Origin of the sequence: Bacillus sp. FSL M7-1345 (assembly GCF_038006985.1) — a bacterium.
Classification (GTDB): domain Bacteria; phylum Bacillota; class Bacilli; order Bacillales; family Bacillaceae_G; genus Bacillus_A; species Bacillus_A cereus_U.
On the sequence record NZ_JBBOWG010000001.1, the window covers coordinates 1379668 to 1401329 of the forward strand.

The window sequence follows — 21662 nt, forward strand, 5'->3', positions numbered from 1 at the left end:
TTATATTTACCCGCGATACCACCCTAATTTATACATGTAGAAATATATTTATATGTATACGGCTTACAACGTACAACATGATACGTGTTCCTTGTAACGGAGGACGACCGGTAAGAACTTACTTCAGCATTCGGTTCTACTTCTCGGAGATGATTTTCGGTTACGAACTGAGCATTGGCTTTCAGCAAAATACCAACTCTCTGGGGAACAGCCCTGTAACGTACTCGTTCTCGTCAATGAATTTTTATTTAAGTATTCTGACAATATTTTCACATGTTTTTTTTAGAAAGTCAACATATTTTTTGGGAAATACACTTTCCTGTAGAAATATAGCTGAGAATATAAGGGTTAATGCTGTTTGTAAAAATGCTGTAAAACATTATAGAGAATTGTAAAGTTTATGGAGAAAATCGATATTTATAGGAGTAAGGGAGGAATTATTTGAATTTACAGAGAATAATACAACAATCCACTTGCTGGAAAGAACAAACCAAAAGAGGTGACTGAAATGCTTGCGATGGGAGTATTATTTGGCATTATTGCTATAATTGGTTTTATGTGGTTATATTATTCGCGTTCGTTTAAACAAGCAGAAGTTTTACTCTTTCAAAAAGGTAGTTTGTTGACAAATCAGTCTAGATATTTAGTATGTCCGAAGTGTGGAAGTGCGCAGGCCAGGAGTGGAGGATATCAAGAGTGTTGCAAAACTAGATTATGAAAGAAGGAAGCCTCACATTATTTTGTGAGGCTTCCTTCCTTACAATTTCTTAGCGCTCCAAATTGTCCAATGATCTCTTTCGATGATAGGAGAGACGTTTTGTAATGCCGTTTGGATATGATGTAGAAGTTGAGAAAGTTCATTATCTGTTAATTCATATAGAATGGATCGTCCGGTTCGAGGAGATAAATCTTGCAGCAATGCTTCTACAGAATCATGTGTTTTTCGTACTTCCCAGTGTGCTTGAATGGGGAACACTTGAAGAGAATATTTTTGTAATTCTTGCTGTATAGTAGTGGTTTTTGGTCTTCTTTTTGATTCTATTTCAATGAGTTTTGGAAATACAGAGAAAAAGTATCCACGAATGTGTTCAGGACTTCCTGGAATTGTACAATCTTCAATAGTTCGGTCTTGTAAAATAAGTGTACCGTCCTGTTTTAATATGCGAGAAGCCTCTCGTATAAATGTAGGAACATCTTGTAAATGATGGATGACTGCGCGAGAAATGACAAGGTCGAATGATTCGTTAGGATATGGAATGTTATGCGCATCACCGTGAATGAATGAAATGTTTGGGAAGGCATTACAATTTTCTTTTGCGGCTTGTAATATTTCTTTTGAAAAATCAAGCCCAACAACATTTTTGGCTCCCATAAGAGCAAGTTCTTTCGTATAAATGCCTCCACCACAACCTATATCAATTACTTGTTTGTTTTGTACATCTACAATATTGTTTATTGTTTCCTGCCATGAAATATGTGCGTTACGATTTGCATACGTATACTTATTATTTGCATCATGAAAATTAATGGACATTGTAAAATCCTCCCTTCAGTGTATAGTATAGCTCATTCTATATAATGTAACGTTTTTGTTTTATGCATGAGGATTATAAGAATTTCTTATTGGAAAAGGAGAATCAATTTGAAAGGGAAATATTTAATGTTTTTATGTGTTATTTTACTCGCGTCGTGTGGTCAAGCCGAGCAAAAGAAGGAATCGAAACAAGTAGAGGAGACAGTGAATGAAGTGAAAGAACCATTACAAATAACTGTTATACAAAAAGGTAAAGAAGAAAAAAATTTAAAGAAAATGGATGCGGAGTTGGTGGTGGATATTATAAACAAAGCGGAAAAACAAGAAGTAACGGGTAGTTTTGGTGAACCGGAATATGAAATACAAATTAGTAGAGATGGGAAAATTGAAACATATTATGCATGGTTAAGAGGAGAAGATCGCCGAGGATGGATTCAATATAAGAAAGATATGTATATGCTGAACGAAAAAGATACTGAAAAACTTTTGGCTATATTTCCAAAGATTCCAGAACAAAAAGAAGATGAGATGCAAGTAGGGCCTTTAACGGAAGTAACGAAAAAAGATTTGCAGATTACCGCGTTTCATATTAAAGCAGGCGATCAAAAAATAAATTATACGGTACGTTATACGATTTCACAATCACTATATAATAAGTTAGCAAAGGAACAAGAATATTATTTGCAATTGATTTTCCCGGAAAAGGTTCAAAAATTAATTGGAGCAAAAGATAGTGAAATGATTTCAGCTGAAAAAGTAAAGGAAGGGTATAAACAGTATGAATTGAATGTTACTGTTCCGATAAAAGATGCTTCAGAATCACAATTAAAATCACTAGAAACCTATTATGATAATTACGATTTACAAATATTAAATAGTAAGAAAGAAAAAGTAGGAGCATTTCAAAACATTATTCAAATTGTTAAAGAGTATGGTGAAAAAATGAATTTACAAAGATAAAGTGAAACTTTAATCAATGGGGGGGAATCCCCCGCTGATTTTAGCACGACTCCCACCTAACTTCTTTGCTCCAGCTGAATTTTGAGGTGGGAGTCTTACTGCCCGCAAATAGCGGGATAAATATGAATCGTAAAGTCTATATGGCCTTTCCTAGGAAATGATAATAGAGGGGAAAGGTCCCCCTCTATTATTTTGCTTTTGCAGAGGGCTCATTCATTGATTTTCGTGTAATTAGAAAAGAAATCATAAGAGCAGAAAGAATAATAAGGGCTATAAATAAGTGATTTGGCAACCAATCTAATAACAATACGTAGCTGACGGTATAAAAAATAAGAGTTGAAGCTAAAAACGATAGAGCGCCTATCATAAGAGATTGTAATTTCATTTGTATTTACCTCCTTTTATTTTTATTTTTGGCTAAAAATGGATGAAATAAACATTATTTCTAACAATAGAAAAAAATATGTCATAATAGAGAAAAGAATAAGTTTTGATGAGTGTATATGACTCAGTAAAGCGAGATAAAGGAGAGGGAAATGAAAAATAATAAAAAAGGATTATGGGGAGTTATCGTTGCAATAGGGTTATTTTTACTGTCTAAGTTAAAATGGGTATTTGCCATTTTTAAGTTAGCAAAATTTTCAACTGTATTTAGTATGTTTTTATCGCTTGGTGCATACGCAGTCATATATGGTTGGAAGTTTGGGGTAGCACTCGTTTATTTGTTGTTTGTACATGAGATGGGGCATTTATGGGCAGCGCGAAAGAAAGGTATACCAACATCGCCAGCAATCTTCATACCTTTTATGGGGGCCCTTATTGGGATGAAAGAGATGCCGAAAAATGCAAAAGATGAAGCATACATTGCCTATATGGGACCTCTTTTCGGATTGCTTTCATTTTTACCCGCGATTCCACTTTATCTGGTAACGAAAGAGCCGTTTTGGGCGCTTATTATTTTACTTGGCAGTATGATTAATTTCTTTAACTTAATTCCAGTTTCTCCGTTAGATGGTGGACGAATAATTTCAGTTGTAAGTACGAAAATTTGGGGAGCAGGGCTAGTTTTACTACTCGGCTATTCTATTTACTATAAGAGTATTTTGGGAGGATTTATTGTTATTATCGGCTGCATGGAACTATATAGAGTAATAAAGAGAGATGAGCCGATTAAGGAATTAGGATATAGAATCGATGGAATGAAAGCATATGTTGCTAGGCTTGAAGAGGAATTAAAAGAAACTGGTGCGGTGCATCGAACGATTTATATGATTCACCATGAGATGAATGTATTAAGACAAAGAGAACGTGAAAAAGAATTAAAAACAGGAGAACTTCAAAAGATTGAAGTGCTAGAGTACCTTTTACCAAAGTTTGAGCCGCTTGATTATGTCCCATATGAAGATGAAAAAGAAATGCATACAATTCATATAAGAGAAGCATTTGAAATGTCAGAAAGAAAATTAAATGAATGGGAAACAGAAAAAGAACAACAAGAAAATTATTATAAAGTCGATACGAAAACGAAATGGACAGTATTTGCTTGTTATATCGGATTAATGGCTATACTCGGTTATACAGCTTATGAAGGTTATGTTGTTTTACAAGAGCATTTACCAAGGAGAAGTTTGTAGGGAAATAGTGTCGAAATGACAAGAAGGATTTAAACAGGAATTATATTTCTACGAGAGAATGTTACAAGTGTAACAGTACATTGTAATATTCATAGTAGAAAAGGGGTTCTGTATATGAAGAGATTGTTAAGTGTATTGGTAACTATTACTGTGATGGCAATAGCGAGCTATAGTCTTATGAAAGTACTATTATATTATGCGAATAAGTCTGCTGGAGTAAATACAGTAGCACAAATAGAAGAGGTACAAGAGAAGAAGAAGACACTCGATTTTGTTCGTACGACACATGAAAGTTATAATAATTTCTTGAATTATGGTAAGGCAGAGAAATATACAGATGGGGACTGGAAACATTTTAAACAATGGTTTCAAGAGCAAGAAGCCTCTTTAAAAAATATACATAAAGAAATAAAAAATGAAAAAATAAAACGCGATGTGAATAGAAGTTATGAAATTGTAAAAAAAGGTGTGGAGCTTCAGAATATGGAGTATGTAATCTATGCTCATCGCGTATACCATGACCTGGATATACTTGTGAATAAATATAAAGGTGAAACGAATATATGGGGGTATACAGAGTTTGGAGATGGGCAGAATATAAGAGTAATTGAACAAGCGATACAAACAAAGTAGTAGGCTAGCTAGAATTCTAGTTAGCTTTTTTTGAGCACAATTAATGAGGGCTAATTAAAATTTACTTAATATGTGCATTGTTCATATATTTTTCACAAAAACACCGTGTTAATAGTGATTAAAATCACAATATGTATTATACAATTCAGTTAAACTAAAAACAGTTAAGTAAATAGAGGAGTGGGATACAATGTTAAGTGCAAAAACAATTGAAATCGTAAAGTCAACAGTACCGTTATTACAGGAAAAAGGCGTTGAAATTACAACGAGATTTTATCAAATTTTATTTTCGGAACATCCGGAGTTATTGAATATTTTCAACCATACGAATCAGAAAAAGGGAAGACAACAACAAGCGTTAGCAAACGCTGTTTATGCAGCTGCAACGTACATTGATAATTTAGAAGCTATTATTCCAGTTGTAAAACAAATCGGTCATAAGCATAGAAGTTTAGGTATTAAAGCAGAGCATTATCCAATAGTAGGTACATGCTTACTACGAGCGATTAAAGAGGTCGCAGGAGCACCTGATGAAGTTTTAAATGCATGGGGAGAAGCGTATGGCGTCATTGCTGATGCATTCATTAGCATTGAAGCGGGTATGTATGAAGAAGCTGCACATAAAGAAGGTGGATGGAAAGATTTCCGCAACTTTGTGATTGTTAAAAAAGTGAAGGAAAGCGACGTTATTACATCATTTTATTTAAAACCTGAAGATGGCGGGAAAGTTTCTTCATTCATCCCAGGACAATATGTAACGATTCAAATAAATATTAAAGGTGAAACATATACACATAATCGTCAATATAGCTTGTCTGATGCTCCAGGAAAAGAATATTATCGTATTAGTGTAAAGAAAGAAAAAGGTGTAGATACACCAGATGGTAAAGTATCTAATTACTTACATGATCATGTAGGGGAAGGAGATGTCTTACCAGTAAGTGCACCAGCGGGAGATTTCGTATTAAATATGGATTCAACATTACCTGTTGTACTAATTAGTGGTGGGGTAGGGATTACACCGATGATGAGCATGTTAAATACGCTAATTGAACAAGAATCAAAGCGTAATGTATGCTTTGTTCATGCGGCGATAAATAGTAATACACATGCGATGAAAGAGCATGTTGAGACAGTAGAAAAAGAGTATGAACAAGTTAAAGCATATACTTGCTATTCTTCACCGACAGAGCAAGATGTGGAAATGAAGAATTTTGATAAAGAAGGATTCATTGAACGTGAATGGTTACAAACTATTATTCCAACAACTGAAGCAGAATTTTATTTCTGCGGTCCAGTACCATTTATGAAGCATATAAATGCTGCATTAATTGATTTGGGTGTTAAACAAGAGAACATTCATTATGAATTTTTCGGTCCCGCAGCAAGCTTACAATAGATTAATGTTGCCAAGCAAAAAACGAGGTATTATTTTACCTCGTTTTTTGCTTGTTCTCTTAATAAGCGATTAACTGTTTCGCGGCGTACACCTATGAGCTGACCAATTTCAGTTTGTGTTAATATTTCATAAATAGGGATGTCACCTAAATATAAGGTGAACCATTCTTGTAAACGATGAAGGCGCTCTTTAGGAGAGACAGTTGTCAATTGATCGATACGCTGTTGCATCATTCTTAACTTCGATTGTAATTGTATAGCGATATTTTCATATGATGCAGGATTTGCTTGAAGTTTGTCGTACCATTCATTGCTAATTATAGGCTCCACTTCTGTTTTCATTAAAGCGATAGCTGTACCATGATATTTCTTCGGTGAAATTAAAGAATGGTGAGGTATCGTTTCACCAGGAACGATAATATTAAATAAAAATGGTGTTCCGTTTTCTTCTAATCGAATAACTTTTAATAAACCTGTTTTTATAAAGTATAAAGGACCGTCCTCACCTTGACGGAATAATATATCTCCCTTATGTAGAATCAATGTTAGCCCCCCATTAAAATATTTCTATTTCTTATATTTTAGCGTATATGTATAAAGATAATATGCTTTTTAAACAGTAATTTCATTGACGAAATGTATGCTATTACAGTAGTATACTATTTAGTGTGTAATAGTACTAGCAATGAATACGCTGTAGGGGGTTTAGTATATTGTTAGATGCGATGAAGATGACGGATATGAGAATTCCGGCGAATGCTATCATTCATGTAGAAGAGATGAAAGGTGGAGTCGTTTTATCCGTTGAAATAGACGGCCAAATTATTTATACGATGGCTTATGATGAAGAAACAGATAGTTATGCTGAATTATATGATCGAAACGATAAGAGGGCGTGCCAAGTACATGAAGACTTTATGGGATGGTCACTTCTTCACTAAAAAGATGTCAATATGACATCTTTTTTTATTGAATCGATAGATTATACAAAGAAATGAAATATAAGGATAAAATTTGTAATAAATGATTTTGCATTGTTAGCACTTTGTAACTGTAAGATAACTGTTTTTTCGCTATCATAAAGATAACAGTCATAGCTATAGGAGTGATCAACTTGAAGAAAGTACATATTTCAAATTTTATGCTATTAAGTGTTTGTTTAGTTTTATTTGTTCTCCTAGGAGCCTTTTTATATTCATGTGTATAAGAAAAAACGCATTCTAGAAAGAACGCGTTATAAAAATGAAGTAATGATTAATCTAGTTCCAAGAATAATTAATGTGATACGTAATAAATTAATTACTGCATTACCACTTAATTTTGTGTTAATATAAGCCCCGATTTTTCCGCCAATCCATGCACCAGGAATAAGAATTAATGCATAAGCCCAGCTGACATTTCCTAGAGAGATGTGAGTTAAAGAACTTACAATTGCTGAGAGAAATACGATAAACATTGAAGTTGCTACAGCAATGTGTGCTGGGAACGCAAAAAGAAGCATCATCGCTGGCACAAGTAAGGCGCCACCACCGATTCCGAATAATCCGGATATAAATCCAACTATAAAGGCAATAAAGATAGCGAGAAATGGTGGGAATTGATAGTCTACAGTATTTCCTTCGTTATCTGTAAAAGATCGCTTAATTACAGTCATATTTGATAGGGAAAGAGGTTTCAATTTGTCTCGTAGTATAAGAAGAATGGAGACGAATATAAGAAAAATCCCAAAGTATAAAGAAAATGTATCTTGGTTTAAAAATTTGTTTGCCCATGATCCGATAATACCACCAGGGCCACTCCCGATAAATAAAATAAGTCCACTTTTATAATCTACCCGTTTATGTTTCATATAAGTAAGGGTAGAAGACAGCCCCGTAAAAACGACGGTTACCATAGAAGTTCCTACTGCGAGTTGTGGTGATAAACTGTGTAATCCAATTAATAACGGAACGATAATAATTCCGCCTCCAAGTCCGACTAGGCTCCCGACTGTCCCGGCGATTAATCCGATGAAAAGTAACATGATGTATTCCAAAATTGCCAACTCCTCTATATAACTTATCCATCAATCATTATACACGCTTTTTAATAAGAAATAGGCTTGTTCACAAAAAAGTCGTCTTCCTAGAAAAATAAGGAAGACGACTTTTGATTAAAAGATTAAGTGTAATAAGTAGTAAAATAATGCAGCTAAAGAAGCTGAAATAGGAAGTGTAATAACCCATGTAATTAACATGCGTTTTGCAGTTCCCCATTTTACACCTTTCACACGATGTGAAGCACCAACCCCTAAAATAGAAGAAGAGATAACGTGCGTTGTACTAACCGGTAAGTGAATGAATGTTGCACCGAAAATAACAAGTGATGATGATAAATCGGCAGCTACACCATTTACAGGACGAATTTTCATAATTTGTCCACCGACAGTTTTAATAATTTTCCATCCACCGACAGAAGTACCAAGACCCATTGCGATTGCACAACATAATTGTACCCAGAACGGGATGTCGTCAGAAGTATGATAGTTATTGGCCATAAGAGCCATCGTAATGATTCCCATTGCTTTTTGTGCATCATTCGTACCATGTGTGTAAGCTTGTAATGCTGCAGTGAAAATCTGGAATATACGGAAGTTCTTGTTCGTTTTCGTTAAGTTAAAGTTTTTAAAGACCACTTTAAAAATACTATATACGATGTAACCAATAACAAAAGCGATAATCGGTGAAATGATTAAAGCTTCAAGAATTTTTATAAACCCTTTATAGTTTAATGAGCTAATACCAGCAGCAGCAATTGCTGCACCAGCGATTGCGCCAATGATTGCATGCGAAGAACTACTTGGAATGCCATAGTACCAAGTGAGCAAATTCCAGACTATTGCCGCAAGCAAAGCAGCTAAAATTACAAGAGAACCATTTGGCAAGGCAAACGGGTCAACGATATCTTTTGTAATAGTTTTTGCTACACCTGTAAATGTCATCGCACCTAAAAAGTTCATAATAGCTGCCATAACAATTGCATGTCTAGGCTTTAGAGCTTTCGTTGAAACAGCCGTTGCAATAGCGTTTGCTGTATCGTGAAATCCATTGATAAAGTCAAAAGCTAAAGCGCAAATGACTACTAAAACGGTCAGTATCAAGAGTGTATCCATGATCAAACTCCTTACGCGTTCTTCATAATGATTGTTTCTAATACGTTTGCAACGCTTTGACAGCTATCAGCTACTTCTTCAAGCTCTTCGTAAATCTCTTTAAATTGAATAATCTTAATCGGATCTTTCTCACGAGAGAATAGATGCTTAATCGCATGACGGCGAATATCATCACATTGTGACTCGTAATCCTTAATCTTAATCGCATTTGTACGAATATCGACTAATTTCTTTTTAGACAGTAGTTCAACAGAATTTGCAATCTCAATTGCACATTGATTAATTGCTTCAACGAATTTAATCATGTATTCATCAGCTTCTGTAATAGAATACATTTCGAATAGACCAGCACTGTGATCTAATCCGTCTAATACATCATCCATACTCATTGCAAGCTGTAGGATGTCTTCACGTTCAATAGGAGTAATAAACGCTTTGTTTAGCTCCATAATGATTTCGTGAATGAATGAGTCACCTTTTGACTCATACTCTTTCATGCGCATAGAAAACTCTTTTAAATCGCTAGCATTTTTAATTTTATACTCCACGAAAAACTGCGCGCCTTCTTTTAAATTTTCGGAAACATTCATTAGCATTTCAGAAAATTTATCTTTCTTTGATTTAAAGACCATTATTGTTACCCCCACAAAAGTAATATATGTAAAATATATTGGCTAATCAATTCTAACAAAAAACTGTCGTTTTTTAAAACATTTTATCGAAAAGTTTACAAAAACTTAACATAACTCACATTGTTGTATTAATAATATTAATACTGAATAGTGAATATCTTACTTGTAGAATGTCCTTTTCTTGTGAAAAGTATGAATGTGAAAGAAAAGCTTTACACTATAGGAATGACTACGTTATTATAATAAATTTAAAAGGAGGTATATTCTTCCTTTTAAAAAAAAGAGTGTAAACAAATGAAGGAAGTGAACGAATGAAATTGAAGAACACTCATTTTAAAAAAATGCTTGAGTGGTTCAATAAGAGGAAGAAACTACGCAATTCATTAATTGTATTGGGAAGTTTACTTGCTACTCTATTTATTGTTGTAAATATAATAATTTCCATTCAAGATATATCTGAATTAAAACAAGCTGTTCCACAACCAACTTTAATTTATGATGCAAATAATGAAGTTGCGACTAAATTAGCTTCTTCTAAAACAGAAGGAGTTAAAAGGAAAGATATTCCTGATATTATGGTTCAAGCAATTGTTGCAGTAGAAGATAAGGAATTTTTTAGTCATCATGGTATTTACTATAGTGGAATCATAAGTGCTGTATTTAAGAACATTACAGCTGGTGAAGTTGTGGCAGGTGGTAGTACAATTACACAACAACTTGCAAAAAATGTATTTTTGACACAAGATCGCACATACTCACGTAAAATAAAGGAATACTTTTTAACAAAAAAAATAGAGCGTACTTATTCAAAAGATGAAATTATAGAAATGTATATGAATCAAATTTATTTTGGTGAAGGTGCTTGGGGGATAAAAAGAGCAGCTAAATCGTATTTTGATAAAGAGGTAAAAGACTTAACAATTTCAGAAGCTGCAACGATTGCAGGATTAATTAAAGCGCCATCTGCGTATTCGCCGTATAAAAACTTTAATAAATCAATTGAAAGACGTAATGTCGTATTAGGTTTAATGAAGGAGCAAGGGTATATTTCTGAAGAACAATATAGTCAGGAGAAAGAATCAGGTCTTGTATTACGACGTGGTGTTGACGATAAATATAAGGGGAAATATTCTCAATACGTAGATTATATTGTTAGAGAAGCGATGGACAAGTATGAATTAACACAAAATGAAATTTTAGCAGGTGGTTATCGTATTTATACGGAACTTGACCCGAAAAAACAACAAGCGGTTGAAGATGTTGTGAATAATGATAGTTATTTTAAAGATAGTGGTTCAGATCAGCTTATGCAAACTGGAGTGGTCCTTATGAATCCAAAAACTGGCGGTGTTCCGGCTTTAGTTGGAGGTAGAGGTCCTTATCAATTTTTACAGTTTAATCATGCAACACAATTAAAAAGACAGCCAGGTTCAACGTTAAAGCCTCTTGCAGTGTATGTACCAGCGTTAGAGCAAGGATATGAAGTATACGATGTCTTAAAAGATGAACCGTTTAATATTAAAGAATATGCACCACAAAATAGTGATCATACGTTCCATGGTAATGTAACGATGTATGAAGCAGTGGCAAAGTCATATAATGTTTCAGCAGTTTGGCTATTAGAGCAAATTGGATTAGATAAAGGATTGAAATCTTTAGAGCGGTTTGGTATTCCATTAGATCCTGAAGACCGTACGTATCCGATTGCTTTAGGGGGTATGCATGTAGGGACTTCACCATTTGTAATGGCTCAAGCGTATAGCGCATTTGCAAATGATGGTGTCCAAGTAGAAGCTCATGCCATTAGAGAAATCCAAAATGCTGAAGGGGAAACAATTGGAAAATGGTATAAGAAAGAAACTCGTGTGACGAATGAGAAAGTTGCCCAAAAGATGACATACTTATTAAAAGGTGTTATTGAAAGGGGAACAGGTGAAAAAGCGAAAGTTAATAATATCGATACCGCAGGCAAGACAGGGACTACCCAGCTTGTAAATGGACCAAGCACTGGTGCGAAGGATTCGTGGTTTGTTGGATACACACCGGATTTAGTAGGTGCGATTTGGGTAGGGTATGATAAAACGGATAGTGAGCATTATGTGCCAGGAGGCAGCCAAATTACAACGACAATGTTTCGGGACATTATGAAGAAAGCGAATGGAAATCCAACTCAAAAGGCATTTCAGTTATCACTAATACCTGAGGCGGATTATACAAAACAATTAAAAACGATTGAGGAAGAAAAACGAAGGAAAGAAGAAGAGAAAAAACGAAAAGAAGAGGAAGAACAAAGAAAAGAACAGCAAAATGAATGGATAGATAAAGTAAAAGAGTGGATTCCATTTTGGTAAAAAAAGAGGCGAATAACGAGTTCGCCTCTTTTTTATGAGAAATGAGTGATTTTATCTCGATTCAAAATGTGGCAACAGAAAAGAAGTTAGGTGAGAATCGAGCTGCCTATAAAAATTTGATTGGTTTAACTTAATAATAAGTGGGGATGGGAAAAGCTCCACTTATTAAAGCTTCAGTTTATTTATTTAGCGTAACATTGGTCCTGCCGAAGGATTGAGAATCAAACGTGACGGTTATTATTCCTTTACTAATAGGTTCATATGGTAATTCCTCTTCGAAACTTCCAGTATTTTCATTATGGATAGAGAGTGTTATTTCATCAACGTCTTTATTTTTATATTGATCTTTAATCGTTTCAGCGATTTGAAGTAGGTTTTCATAACTAGAAGCTTCTGTAATAAGCATTCCTTTTATAACTTTTTTTTCATTTTGTGTGGAAGAGGAATACGGGATGTTGTTTTGTTTTGTATACAGAAGTTCGTATGGAATTGTTTTTCTTTCTGCTTTTGAAACATTTGAATATTTTAGAGTTAAAAGAAACCCTATACATAAAATTATGCAAACCATAAGAACAAACCAAAAACGTGTCAGTGATATAATTCTCATTATCATCCCTCTTTCATGTCTTTGTCTTCACTATTTATCATACAAAAAGAGGATTAAGCTAGAGTAAATTTGAAGTAAAGAAACGTAAAGAAGGAGCACTTATCCTCCAAAATAAGTGCTCCTTTTTATTAAAAGAGAGATTTAACATGCAATCAAAATAATACAAATTACTATAAATTAAACATTCTTTGTCTTTCAAAAATAAGATAAAAACTAAAAGTTAGTAAATTCGGAAGACTGATAGTGTAGCTGTTGTGTCACCAGTGTTAGGGATGGAAATAGTATTTACTGTAGGTTGTACAGAGATTGTTGTACCAGCTGTTAAAGTAATAATTGTGGAGAAAGAAATCGCACTACCGATAACGTTAGTTGAAAAATTACGAGTAGGTGGTTGACCGTTGAATGAAATACCGAATCCAAAAGGTGAAGAACCCGGGAAGGTTGTAGATGCAGAGAAACTAATATCGTATACTCCTGTTTCAAAAATAGTTAAAGTATCTGAAGTGTCATTAAAAGAGAGATTATTTAGTTCGAAAACTTGATTGAATTGGATATTTGTTCCAGTTGATATGGTTTGTGGATTAGAATTTCCTATTGCTGCTATAGTTACAGTGAGTGGTGTGCCCGACGGTCCAGTAGCACCTTGGGATCCAGCCGGTCCTTGAATCCCTTGAGAACCTTGAGGTCCAGTAGCGCCTTGAGCCCCCGCTGGTCCTTGAATCCCTTGAGAACCTTGAGGTCCGGTAGCGCCTTGGGATCCAGCCGGTCCTTGAGAACCTTGAGATCTAGTAGCGCCTTGAGCGCCAGCCGGTCCCTGAGCCCCTTGAGGTCCAGTAGCGCCTTGAGCGCCAGCCGGTCCCTGAGCCCCTTGAGGTCCAGTAGCTCCCGTAGGACCTATTGTTCCTCCGCCAAGGCAACCTGATCCATATTGCACTAGAATAGCTTGAATTTCTGTAATGAGCTTAACGAGTTTATCGATAGTACAGCAATCGATTTTGAATAACTTAGCAATATACAATAAATAATTAAGCAGACTTTGTAGTTCAACGTATAATGCTCCGCATGAGAAAGGTGATGTCTTTAGGATAGTTAATAAGTTAGCAATAATAGAGTTTCCGACTTGTTCTTGTGCAGGTGATAAATCTAAGCAATTGAGGAATTTTTGAAGATTATTTAGGATATCAATTAGTTTATCAATATTATCTTGAGAAGGATTTTGAAATACAGCTTGAATATTTTGACCAAGAGCTTGAAGAAGTCTAACATACTCTTTAAGTTCGGACTTAGAGATATTAATATAACTGCAAGCTCTTACTTCGCAACAATCATTACCATAGAATACTTTCCCTTTATTCTTGTTGGACATTTGTTCATTCATTTCTTTTATAGAATAAATAGCCTTTACTATATAATAAAATGAAAATTAAACTGAATTCGTGATGGACAAACTACTATTTCAAAAAATAAGAAGTTTACCCATCTTGCGAAAACAAAGAAAAATTAAGAGGTAGAGAAAGATTTATATAAGTAAAAAAAAGAATAGGCTGTAATAAAAAAATTGCACGCCAATTGTTAGGTTATATCTAACAATTGGCGTGCAGTTCGTGGAACAGTCCAACATTGTTAATGATTAATTCTTTCATGGTTTGTTTTAGGCAAAATTGGGATAGAAATAGTGAAAGTTGTACCATTTTGATTACTAGTAACTTTTAATGTGCCATTATGATTTTGAATAATTTTCTTCGTTACTGATAATCCCAGTCCCGTTCCTGAGTCTTTTGTAGAGAAAAACGGATCAAATATATATTCTTGAATAGCTGGAGGAATGCCGGTTCCATTATCTTTGAAAGTAATACGAACAAAATTATCTAAGCGATAACTAGTAATTTGAATAGAAAGAGGTTCTTCACCTTGAGCGTCGACAGCATTTTGAAATAAATTTAAAAAAACTTGCACGAGTTCATGGCGATCAATATTGACGAGTACACCATCTAATTCGGTAGAAAAATCATAGTCAATAGAAATGTTGTGCAAAAAAACTTCACTAGCAAGTAGTTGTTGAATATACTCGCGTAAAAACGTATTGATTGGAAAATGTTCTCTAGTAAATTCACGCGTTTTTGAAATAGCTAAAAATTTTGTAATAATACTATTGGCACGATCTAATTCAGGGATGAGTAGACTTTTAAACAATTCTTTATTGGATGGAGAAACGCTATCTTGTAGAAATTGCAAGTACCCACGTACCGTTGTAAGGGGATTTCGTACTTCATGTGCAATCCCAGCTGCAATTCGCCCAGCTAGGGAAAACTTTTCGGCATCACGTTCTGTATTTAAATAATGAAATACACTAATAACTCGAAAAATCTCCCCATTATAATCACGAATAATACGGTTATTTACGATGCCATAGTTTTTGTCTAACACTTCCTCATTATATATTTCGGTTCCCGTTTTTAACGTTTCAATAGCTTTAATTTGTTCTTCAGATAAGTTTAGTAATTGTTGAATTGGTTTTCCAATTATAGAATTTCGTATTACACCAAAATCATCTGCTGCAGCTTGATTACATAATGTAATGTTACCTTTATTATCAATAAAAGTGACGTGATGCGAGAATGCATCGAAAATATGAACAAAATGTTTTTCTAGTTGTTCAAATAAAAATAGTGAATCGCAAATAAGCTGAAAGGTAGGCTCTTTATCTTTTTGTTGTATGTGTTGAATAGAATGAGATGTTCTCGTTTTTTTTATTTGCAAACCAATATGTGGATTTTTATATGTGAAATGATGTGGTAATTGATTTACAAGTTCTTCATATAACCGTACTTTATTTTCCAATTCTTTTATTCGATTTTCATGAGATAAAATAATATCGTCTTGAAGCATAAATAAATAACTCCTCAATTTAAAAATTCTTCCATCTAGTATATCATATTTTTATACGGATACTCTTAAAGAAAGAGCGACTTTATGAAAGTGATCGGATGGTATTTTTGTGAAGTAATATAGAATGAGTGTAAGCTGAAGTTGGGAAGGGAGGAATACGTTTGTTTTTTATTGGAGTGACGGGATGGGGAGATCATGATTCTTTATATAGTAATCCCTATGAAAATAGAAATAAATTGCGAACTTATAGTGAACATTTTCCCATTGTGGAAGTAGATAGTTCATTTTATGCGATACAACCTGCGCGGAATTATACAAAATGGGCGATGGAAACGCCGAAAGATTTTTCTTTTATAGTAAAAGCTTATCAAGGAATGACAGGACATATGAAAGGGGAAATCCCTTTTTCTACGTTCGATGAGATGTTTGATGTGTATAAACAATCAATTCTTCCTTTAATAGCAGCGAATAAATTAAAAATGATTTTATTTCAATATCCACCATGGTTCGATTGTAAAGTGAAAAATGTAGATTTACTTCGGTACACGAAAGAAAAAATGGAAGATTTCCCATGTGCAATAGAATTTCGAAATCAAACATGGTTTTATCCAGAGATGAGAGATAAGACGTTACAATTTTTAGAACAAGAAAAATGGATTCATACAATTTGCGATGAGCCTCAGGCAGGAATAGGATCAGTACCGCTTGTATTAGAGGCAACAAATTCAGACATGGCGTTAATACGTTTTCATGGCCGGAATGTTCATGGATGGCTTGACAAAGGAGAAAATTGGAGAGCGGTTCGTTGTTTATATCGCTACAATAATAATGAGTTGAAAGAATGGGTAAACCGATTAGAGCAATTGAAAAAAAAGACTAAGGACATATACGTTTTGTTTAACAATAATTCGGGTGGGGATGCGGCGGACAATGCGAAACAGTTGATGGAAATGGCGAATATTACATATGGCGAGCCGAAACCAGAGCAATTAAATTTATTTGAATAAATACAAACAAGAAAAGCACTGTACAAACAGGGGGAATGTACAATGCTTTTCTATATGAAAAAGAGGGGTAACAATGTTACTGAGCGTTTGGTTGATTCATCAATTGTTGGCTTCATAATAAATGATAATGGTTATCATTATCATAGTCAATAGTTTTTCGAAAAATAAATAAAAAACTTTTGATATTTTGAAAATAAATAAAAAAAGAACAGCGATTACTGCTGTTCTTTTCCATTGACGAATTGTTGTAAATCAAAAGGAGTTATCGCTTGGATAAATTCCTTTGAGATAAGTGTTTGAACAAGAGTGCTTTCAGAAATTGTAGCACCTGTTTTCTTTTCATAAGATTTCTTTAATAAATCAAGTTTTTCAGCCGTTTCTTTCGGTAATTCAATTGTTAATGTGTTCATAATTTCTCCCCCTTACTATTAGATTACCACTACAGTATAGGAGAGACAAGAAAAGAGAATATGAAACATAAAAAAGGTTACCAAATTTACAAATGGTAACCTTTTTTATGTATAAGAGTTATTAAGCAATACCGATATACTTTAAAGTTTTTGATGGAGTACTGTGATCAAAGAAGTGTTGTAAAAATGCAATATCAACACCTGATTTGTATGCACAATAGCCCCAAGTTTTTCGAAGTGTATGTGAGCTAATCCCTTCTAATCCAACTTCTTTTGCAGCTTTGTTTAAAATGTACCATGCATGTTGTCTCGTAATAGACTTTGTTCCTTTTTGAGACTTTAATAATGGTTCATTACGTTTCCAAGTTTTACGTTCTTTCATGTAGTCTTCGATTGCGTGCTGTAAGTCTTCATTTACAGCAAACCATTTATGTTTCTTTACTTTTTCATTGTAAAATAAAATGGAATGGCGAACATTTTCGTCTTCATCGATTACATCACTAACTTTTAATTGTAAGATTTCACTTACTTTTAAGCCAGAATTTACAGCTAATACGAATAATAAGCCATCACGTTTCGAAGATTGTAAAAGTATATTTTTGATAGTTTCTAATTGTTTTTCGTTTTGAATAGGTTGTCCTGCTTGTTTCATTTCACGCACTCTCCTCTTTTATATGTGTAAAGGAAAGGATTAACTTGTTTCTTACTATAAAGGGAGAGTGTGAATTTCATGTGAACTCCTAGTGAAATTAAGACAAATTATTTGACTTCTTTCACTTTTTGTAAATTAAAATAAAATACAACGCTATTAGTGGTATTATACACACCGTACTCGGCGTGATGGAGATCTAAAATGTTTTTTACAATGGATAACCCAAGGCCAGTACCTCCAGTATGACGGCTACGAGAAGCGTCTAAACGGTAGAAGCGATCCCAAATTTTTTCAAGGCTTTCCTCTGGAATAGGATTGCCTGTGTTTTCAATTTCGATTTTTACTGTATCTTCCGTTTCTACAACAGAGACGTGTATTTTTTCACCATCTGGAGTATATCGAATTGCATTGCTAAGTAAGTTTACAACTACTTGCTCAATACGGCTACGATTTGCTTTAACAAATAGAGAAGAGTCAGCATGGATGTCCACTTGTAAATGTTTTTCCTCCATACTAAATAATAATTTTGTATAGATTTGTTGAATTAATTCACCGATTGAGAATGTCGAAATTTCTAGTTTGTACGTACCAGATTCTAGTTTTGCTAATTCTAACATTTCAACAATGAGCCTGTTCATATTATCTGTCTCTTCCAAAATAACATTTGTATAATATGTCGTATCTTTACTTACGCCATCTTGAATACCCTCAGCGAAGCTACGAATAACACTAAGTGGTGTTTTTAATTCATGAGATACACCAGAAATGAATTCTTTTCTCGTTTTTTCTAATTGACGTTCGCGTTCAATATCTTGTTGTAATTTTGTATTGGCAACATTTAATCGGTCGATGCGATCTTTTAAATTTACAGAGAGTGTATTAATACTACTTGATAACCCGCCAATTTCATCGTCTGCTGTAACAGGTAACTTCTCGCTAAAATCAAAGTTGGCCATTTTTTTTGTAACGCGATTTATCTTAATTAATGGTTTAACAATGATTTTTGAGTAGTAGAAGGATAACAAAATAATAACGAGAAATACGATAATTAAGGCATAGACATAATAATCTTTTAAAACGAGCATCGCTTCATTAACAGGTTGTAAAGATGCTATCGCAAAAGCGTACTCCTTAATTTCTCCGTTTTTCATAATAGGCTTTACAAAGACACTGTTTTTTATATTTTCCCCACTATCTAAAATATACGTGTTTAATTGATTTGAATTAGAAGTACCTTGTCTAATAGTTCTTGCAAAATATTGAACAGCTTGTAATGTTTCAAAATCCTTTGCAAGACGAACCTCAGTCTTGGAAGGAAGCTGTAATTTAGATATTACCCCAGTAAAATGGATTGGAGAACCAGTATTATCATATCGATTTTTAAGTTTATTTTTAGATGGATTACCACTAATGGATTGAAAATCTGAATTGAATTGTTCATTTTCCCATCTAGTATTATTAGTTATTAATTCTTGAGGTGTTATTATATTATTCGGTTGGAGTAGTCCGTCTACATAAATTATTCCATCTTTTTTTAATCCTAAGTTTGCGAATTTATTATATTCTTCTGGTGTTAAAAGATTGTTAAGGGGGATGGAATAGGTTTTATTATTGTTAGGGTTAATCACATCAATGTAAAAACTGTTTTCACTTTTAATAATTCCGTTAGAATCTAAAAATTGGATTTCGGCATTTGTTTTATCATGAAATTCTTGTTTTAATTTTCTAGTTTCCTCAAATCCTTGATCACTTTTTTCATAATTATCTACGAATTTTTCAAAAGCCGTTTGAACGGTTTTTACTTTCTTATTAATATAGAACTTCTCTAAAAATAGAGATTGTCCAAGGAAAAAAAGGAGAAATATGATTGTAAATAAAGTTGATGTTAATAAAAATAGTTTAAAGACGATGCTTCTGTTCTTCACTGTTTCACCTCGTATGAAAAATACTGTAATATAAATGATTTCTTAATTATAACAAAGGTTACAAAAAAGTAGAGGGGATAAATCTGTCTCTCTCTAAAGTAGTTTTTTATAGAAAGTCACATAAAGAGAAGGTGCAGTGACTGTCGAAGTATTGTAGCATAAAAAAGAACTCGCCAGACGTATGACAAGTTCTTTAGTGTGCTATTGCTGAATTGCTGCATCTAAAGCGATTTCAATCATTTCGTTAAATGTAGTTTGACGCTCTTCAGATGTTGTTTCTTCACCAGTGAAGATATGGTCGCTTACTGTTAATACAGATAATGCATTTACACCATATTTAGCTGCTAATGTGTAAAGAGCAGTCGTTTCCATCTCTACTGCTAATACACCGTAATCTCCAAGTTTTTTAACCATGTCCATGCTCTCACGATAAAATACATCTGCTGTTAATACGTTACCAACACGAACGTGTAATCCTTTTTCTGTTCCAGCATCGTAAGCTTTCTTTAAAAGATCAAAGTTTGCAGCAGGAGCAAAATCAAAACCTGGGAATGTTAAGCGGTTCATATTAGAATCTGTACAAGCCGTCATCGCAATAATAATGTCACGTACCTTAACATCTTTTTGAATTGCACCACATGTCCCAACACGAATTAAATTTTTCACTCCGTAGCTTTGAATTAATTCGTTTACATAAATAGAAATAGAAGGAACACCCATACCTGTACCTTGAACAGATACACGCTTTCCTTTATAAGTTCCAGTGAAACCTAACATGCCACGCACGTTGTTATAACAAGTAACATCCTCTAAAAATGTTTCAGCAATATATTTTGCACGTAATGGATCGCCAGGTAATAGAATAGATTCAGCAATTTCGCCTTGTTTTGCTTCAATATGTACACTCATGAAAAATCCTCCTTATAATGTATTGATAGAAATCAATATCATTTGCATTATACACTACGACTCCTTTCAATTAAAATCTTTTTTATTTGTAATATGTGCAAAAGAGGAGGATTTCATAAATCATAATCTAGAATATATATTTAAGAGGTTTTGCATGGATAAAGACAATAAAAATGGTAGGTGATATTTTGAAAAATCTTGTCATTGGGCTTATTGCACTAGTACTTATTGTGGCAGGAGGATTTTACATAAAAAAATATCAAGAAACTGTAGAAACGACCGGAGATGTTCAAGAAGTGAAATGGGATGTGAAGAATAAAAAGGGAAATGAAAAAGTCGATATTTCGTTTCAATTGCTAAATAAAATGAATAATGAAGTTCGTGGTGTGAACGATCAAATTCGAGCAGTGATAGTGGATGGGAATTTGAAAAACATACAACAAACGAAGCCTATATTTGCTGGAAATGGATCGTATAAGCTATCTTCAGATGTAGCAAAAGGTGAAGAGTACACGATATTTTTGTATGAAGATGAAAACAAGTCCGTGGAATCATTTTCTAAGAAAGATTTTGGTGAAGAAAAAAAGGAGAAAAACAAGGACAAGAATAAAAAGAAACTACCTGTCGATACTGTACTTACAAAAAATATAGGAGAGCATCAAGTGTCTCTTTTATTTGGTGCATTACATCCGAATGAGGCAACGACATTAACATTTCAGTTTCAAGCGAAAAAGGGAGAAAAGTTGAAATTAAATTCAGGGAGAGGTGAAGTCAACGCTATATATATCGTTGATGAAACGAGGAAACATTTTTTATATGCCATTCCTGTTGATACGGATGAACAATTACAATATCGTATTACATTTCCAGAAGAAGGAACATATAAAATATGGGGGGATTTCTATATAAATGGTAAGAAGTATGAAAAGGAGTTTAGTATACAAGTGCAAAAACGAAAAAACAGCTAAGT

Annotated in this window: 22 protein-coding genes and 1 other annotated feature (1 of these 23 running past the window's edge); of the genes, 9 read left to right on the forward strand and 13 right to left on the reverse strand. The window is 33.8% G+C overall.

The features are described 5' to 3' along the window. Positions 1-246: a binding site (T-box leader), on the reverse strand; it reaches 12 nt to the left of the window's first position. A 262-nt stretch (positions 247-508) separates the two neighbouring features. Next, a complete protein-coding gene (locus MHB76_RS07205; RefSeq protein ID WP_000880631.1) occupies positions 509-718 on the forward strand; it encodes a hypothetical protein in 210 nt (69 codons plus the stop codon). Between the two features lie 39 nt (positions 719-757). On the opposite strand, the gene MHB76_RS07210 is transcribed toward MHB76_RS07205, so the two are convergent. Next, entirely contained in the window at positions 758-1534 is a 777-nt protein-coding gene (locus MHB76_RS07210; RefSeq protein WP_078174433.1) for a class I SAM-dependent methyltransferase, read from the reverse strand. Between the two features lie 108 nt (positions 1535-1642). Between MHB76_RS07210 and MHB76_RS07215 the strand changes: the two genes are divergently transcribed. After that, a complete protein-coding gene (locus MHB76_RS07215; protein ID WP_078174432.1) occupies positions 1643-2494 on the forward strand; it encodes a hypothetical protein in 852 nt (283 codons plus the stop codon). 187 nt (positions 2495-2681) lie between these two features. On the opposite strand, the gene MHB76_RS07220 is transcribed toward MHB76_RS07215, so the two are convergent. Then, a complete protein-coding gene (locus tag MHB76_RS07220; protein ID WP_000776287.1) occupies positions 2682-2879 on the reverse strand; it encodes a hypothetical protein in 198 nt (65 codons plus the stop codon). Between the two features lie 151 nt (positions 2880-3030). Between MHB76_RS07220 and MHB76_RS07225 the strand changes: the two genes are divergently transcribed. From MHB76_RS07225 to hmpA, 3 genes are all read left to right on the forward strand, one after another. Then, positions 3031-4128, forward strand: a complete 1098-nt coding sequence (locus tag MHB76_RS07225) for a site-2 protease family protein (RefSeq protein ID WP_002158635.1) — start codon at positions 3031-3033, stop codon at positions 4126-4128. A gap of 114 nt (positions 4129-4242) precedes the next feature. Then, on the forward strand, positions 4243-4761 hold the full coding sequence (locus tag MHB76_RS07230; protein WP_078174431.1) for a hypothetical protein: 519 nt from the start codon (positions 4243-4245) through the stop codon (positions 4759-4761). Positions 4762-4951: 190 nt separating this feature from the next. Next, positions 4952-6160, forward strand: a complete 1209-nt coding sequence (hmpA, locus tag MHB76_RS07235) for an NO-inducible flavohemoprotein (protein WP_002201174.1) — start codon at positions 4952-4954, stop codon at positions 6158-6160. Between the two features lie 29 nt (positions 6161-6189). Here hmpA and MHB76_RS07240 read toward each other — a convergent pair whose 3' ends face one another. After that, positions 6190-6702 (reverse strand): Crp/Fnr family transcriptional regulator, encoded by a 513-nt coding sequence (locus MHB76_RS07240; RefSeq protein ID WP_340986095.1) that lies wholly within the window; start codon positions 6700-6702, stop codon positions 6190-6192. 170 nt (positions 6703-6872) lie between these two features. Between MHB76_RS07240 and MHB76_RS07245 the strand changes: the two genes are divergently transcribed. Beyond that, positions 6873-7100: a hypothetical protein gene (locus MHB76_RS07245; protein ID WP_000883004.1), complete on the forward strand. Its 228-nt coding sequence runs from the start codon at positions 6873-6875 to the stop codon at positions 7098-7100. Positions 7101-7393: 293 nt separating this feature from the next. On the opposite strand, the gene MHB76_RS07250 is transcribed toward MHB76_RS07245, so the two are convergent. The 3 genes from MHB76_RS07250 to MHB76_RS07260 all read right to left on the reverse strand — a co-directional run bounded on the left by MHB76_RS07250 (position 7394) and on the right by MHB76_RS07260 (position 9942). After that, the gene (locus tag MHB76_RS07250) at positions 7394-8194 is read right to left on the reverse strand and encodes a sulfite exporter TauE/SafE family protein (RefSeq protein ID WP_002158631.1); all 801 of its coding nucleotides are present in this window, start codon (positions 8192-8194) and stop codon (positions 7394-7396) included. A gap of 117 nt (positions 8195-8311) precedes the next feature. After that, positions 8312-9310 carry an inorganic phosphate transporter gene (locus tag MHB76_RS07255; protein WP_002149443.1) on the reverse strand — a complete coding sequence of 333 codons (999 nt, stop codon included), beginning with the start codon at positions 9308-9310 and terminating at the stop codon, positions 8312-8314. A gap of 11 nt (positions 9311-9321) precedes the next feature. Continuing rightward, entirely contained in the window at positions 9322-9942 is a 621-nt protein-coding gene (locus tag MHB76_RS07260; protein ID WP_000231445.1) for a DUF47 domain-containing protein, read from the reverse strand. 311 nt (positions 9943-10253) lie between these two features. Between MHB76_RS07260 and MHB76_RS07265 the strand changes: the two genes are divergently transcribed. Then, positions 10254-12293 carry a transglycosylase domain-containing protein gene (locus tag MHB76_RS07265; RefSeq protein ID WP_002158630.1) on the forward strand — a complete coding sequence of 680 codons (2040 nt, stop codon included), beginning with the start codon at positions 10254-10256 and terminating at the stop codon, positions 12291-12293. 178 nt (positions 12294-12471) lie between these two features. Here the strand turns inward: MHB76_RS07265 and MHB76_RS07270 are convergent, their stop codons facing one another. The 3 genes from MHB76_RS07270 to MHB76_RS07280 form a co-directional block, all read right to left on the reverse strand. Then, on the reverse strand, positions 12472-12900 hold the full coding sequence (locus MHB76_RS07270) for a hypothetical protein (RefSeq protein ID WP_002158629.1): 429 nt from the start codon (positions 12898-12900) through the stop codon (positions 12472-12474). Positions 12901-13120: 220 nt separating this feature from the next. Further along, a complete protein-coding gene (locus MHB76_RS07275) occupies positions 13121-14266 on the reverse strand; it encodes a Gly-Xaa-Xaa repeat protein (protein ID WP_078174429.1) in 1146 nt (381 codons plus the stop codon). Between the two features lie 257 nt (positions 14267-14523). Continuing rightward, positions 14524-15789 (reverse strand): PAS domain-containing sensor histidine kinase, encoded by a 1266-nt coding sequence (locus MHB76_RS07280; RefSeq protein ID WP_078174428.1) that lies wholly within the window; start codon positions 15787-15789, stop codon positions 14524-14526. A 161-nt stretch (positions 15790-15950) separates the two neighbouring features. Between MHB76_RS07280 and MHB76_RS07285 the strand changes: the two genes are divergently transcribed. Further along, the gene (locus tag MHB76_RS07285; protein ID WP_078174427.1) at positions 15951-16796 is read left to right on the forward strand and encodes a DUF72 domain-containing protein; all 846 of its coding nucleotides are present in this window, start codon (positions 15951-15953) and stop codon (positions 16794-16796) included. A 215-nt stretch (positions 16797-17011) separates the two neighbouring features. Here the strand turns inward: MHB76_RS07285 and MHB76_RS07290 are convergent, their stop codons facing one another. From MHB76_RS07290 to deoD, 4 genes are all read right to left on the reverse strand, one after another. Continuing rightward, positions 17012-17206: a DUF3924 family protein gene (locus tag MHB76_RS07290; RefSeq protein WP_002149425.1), complete on the reverse strand. Its 195-nt coding sequence runs from the start codon at positions 17204-17206 to the stop codon at positions 17012-17014. 121 nt (positions 17207-17327) lie between these two features. Beyond that, positions 17328-17858 (reverse strand): tyrosine-type recombinase/integrase, encoded by a 531-nt coding sequence (locus tag MHB76_RS07295; RefSeq protein WP_000806230.1) that lies wholly within the window; start codon positions 17856-17858, stop codon positions 17328-17330. A 107-nt stretch (positions 17859-17965) separates the two neighbouring features. Beyond that, positions 17966-19783: a sensor histidine kinase gene (locus MHB76_RS07300; protein WP_078174426.1), complete on the reverse strand. Its 1818-nt coding sequence runs from the start codon at positions 19781-19783 to the stop codon at positions 17966-17968. 201 nt (positions 19784-19984) lie between these two features. After that, entirely contained in the window at positions 19985-20692 is a 708-nt protein-coding gene (deoD, locus tag MHB76_RS07305; protein WP_002158622.1) for a purine-nucleoside phosphorylase, read from the reverse strand. 173 nt (positions 20693-20865) lie between these two features. Here deoD and MHB76_RS07310 point away from each other — a divergent pair, with 173 nt between their 5' ends. Further along, complete coding sequence (locus tag MHB76_RS07310; protein ID WP_078174425.1) at positions 20866-21660, forward strand: hypothetical protein; 795 nt, start codon at positions 20866-20868, stop codon at positions 21658-21660. The last annotated feature ends 2 nt before the right edge of the window (positions 21661-21662 follow it).

What these genes read in the sequence shown, in the direction of transcription:
- MHB76_RS07280 (WP_078174428.1), bottom strand. Translation starts at nt 15,789, where the DNA reads ATGCTTCAAGACGATATTATTTTATCTCATGAAAATCGAATAAAAGAA.
- MHB76_RS07310 (WP_078174425.1), top strand. Translation starts at nt 20,866, where the DNA reads ATGGTAGGTGATATTTTGAAAAATCTTGTCATTGGGCTTATTGCACTA.
- hmpA (WP_002201174.1), top strand. Translation starts at nt 4,952, where the DNA reads ATGTTAAGTGCAAAAACAATTGAAATCGTAAAGTCAACAGTACCGTTA.
- MHB76_RS07270 (WP_002158629.1), bottom strand. Translation starts at nt 12,900, where the DNA reads ATGAGAATTATATCACTGACACGTTTTTGGTTTGTTCTTATGGTTTGC.
- MHB76_RS07225 (WP_002158635.1), top strand. Translation starts at nt 3,031, where the DNA reads ATGAAAAATAATAAAAAAGGATTATGGGGAGTTATCGTTGCAATAGGG.
- MHB76_RS07255 (WP_002149443.1), bottom strand. Translation starts at nt 9,310, where the DNA reads ATGGATACACTCTTGATACTGACCGTTTTAGTAGTCATTTGCGCTTTA.
- MHB76_RS07275 (WP_078174429.1), bottom strand. Translation starts at nt 14,266, where the DNA reads ATGTCCAACAAGAATAAAGGGAAAGTATTCTATGGTAATGATTGTTGC.
- MHB76_RS07265 (WP_002158630.1), top strand. Translation starts at nt 10,254, where the DNA reads ATGAAATTGAAGAACACTCATTTTAAAAAAATGCTTGAGTGGTTCAAT.
- MHB76_RS07230 (WP_078174431.1), top strand. Translation starts at nt 4,243, where the DNA reads ATGAAGAGATTGTTAAGTGTATTGGTAACTATTACTGTGATGGCAATA.
- MHB76_RS07205 (WP_000880631.1), top strand. Translation starts at nt 509, where the DNA reads ATGCTTGCGATGGGAGTATTATTTGGCATTATTGCTATAATTGGTTTT.
- MHB76_RS07295 (WP_000806230.1), bottom strand. Translation starts at nt 17,858, where the DNA reads ATGAAACAAGCAGGACAACCTATTCAAAACGAAAAACAATTAGAAACT.
- MHB76_RS07290 (WP_002149425.1), bottom strand. Translation starts at nt 17,206, where the DNA reads ATGAACACATTAACAATTGAATTACCGAAAGAAACGGCTGAAAAACTT.
- MHB76_RS07260 (WP_000231445.1), bottom strand. Translation starts at nt 9,942, where the DNA reads ATGGTCTTTAAATCAAAGAAAGATAAATTTTCTGAAATGCTAATGAAT.
- MHB76_RS07210 (WP_078174433.1), bottom strand. Translation starts at nt 1,534, where the DNA reads ATGTCCATTAATTTTCATGATGCAAATAATAAGTATACGTATGCAAAT.
- deoD (WP_002158622.1), bottom strand. Translation starts at nt 20,692, where the DNA reads ATGAGTGTACATATTGAAGCAAAACAAGGCGAAATTGCTGAATCTATT.
- MHB76_RS07220 (WP_000776287.1), bottom strand. Translation starts at nt 2,879, where the DNA reads ATGAAATTACAATCTCTTATGATAGGCGCTCTATCGTTTTTAGCTTCA.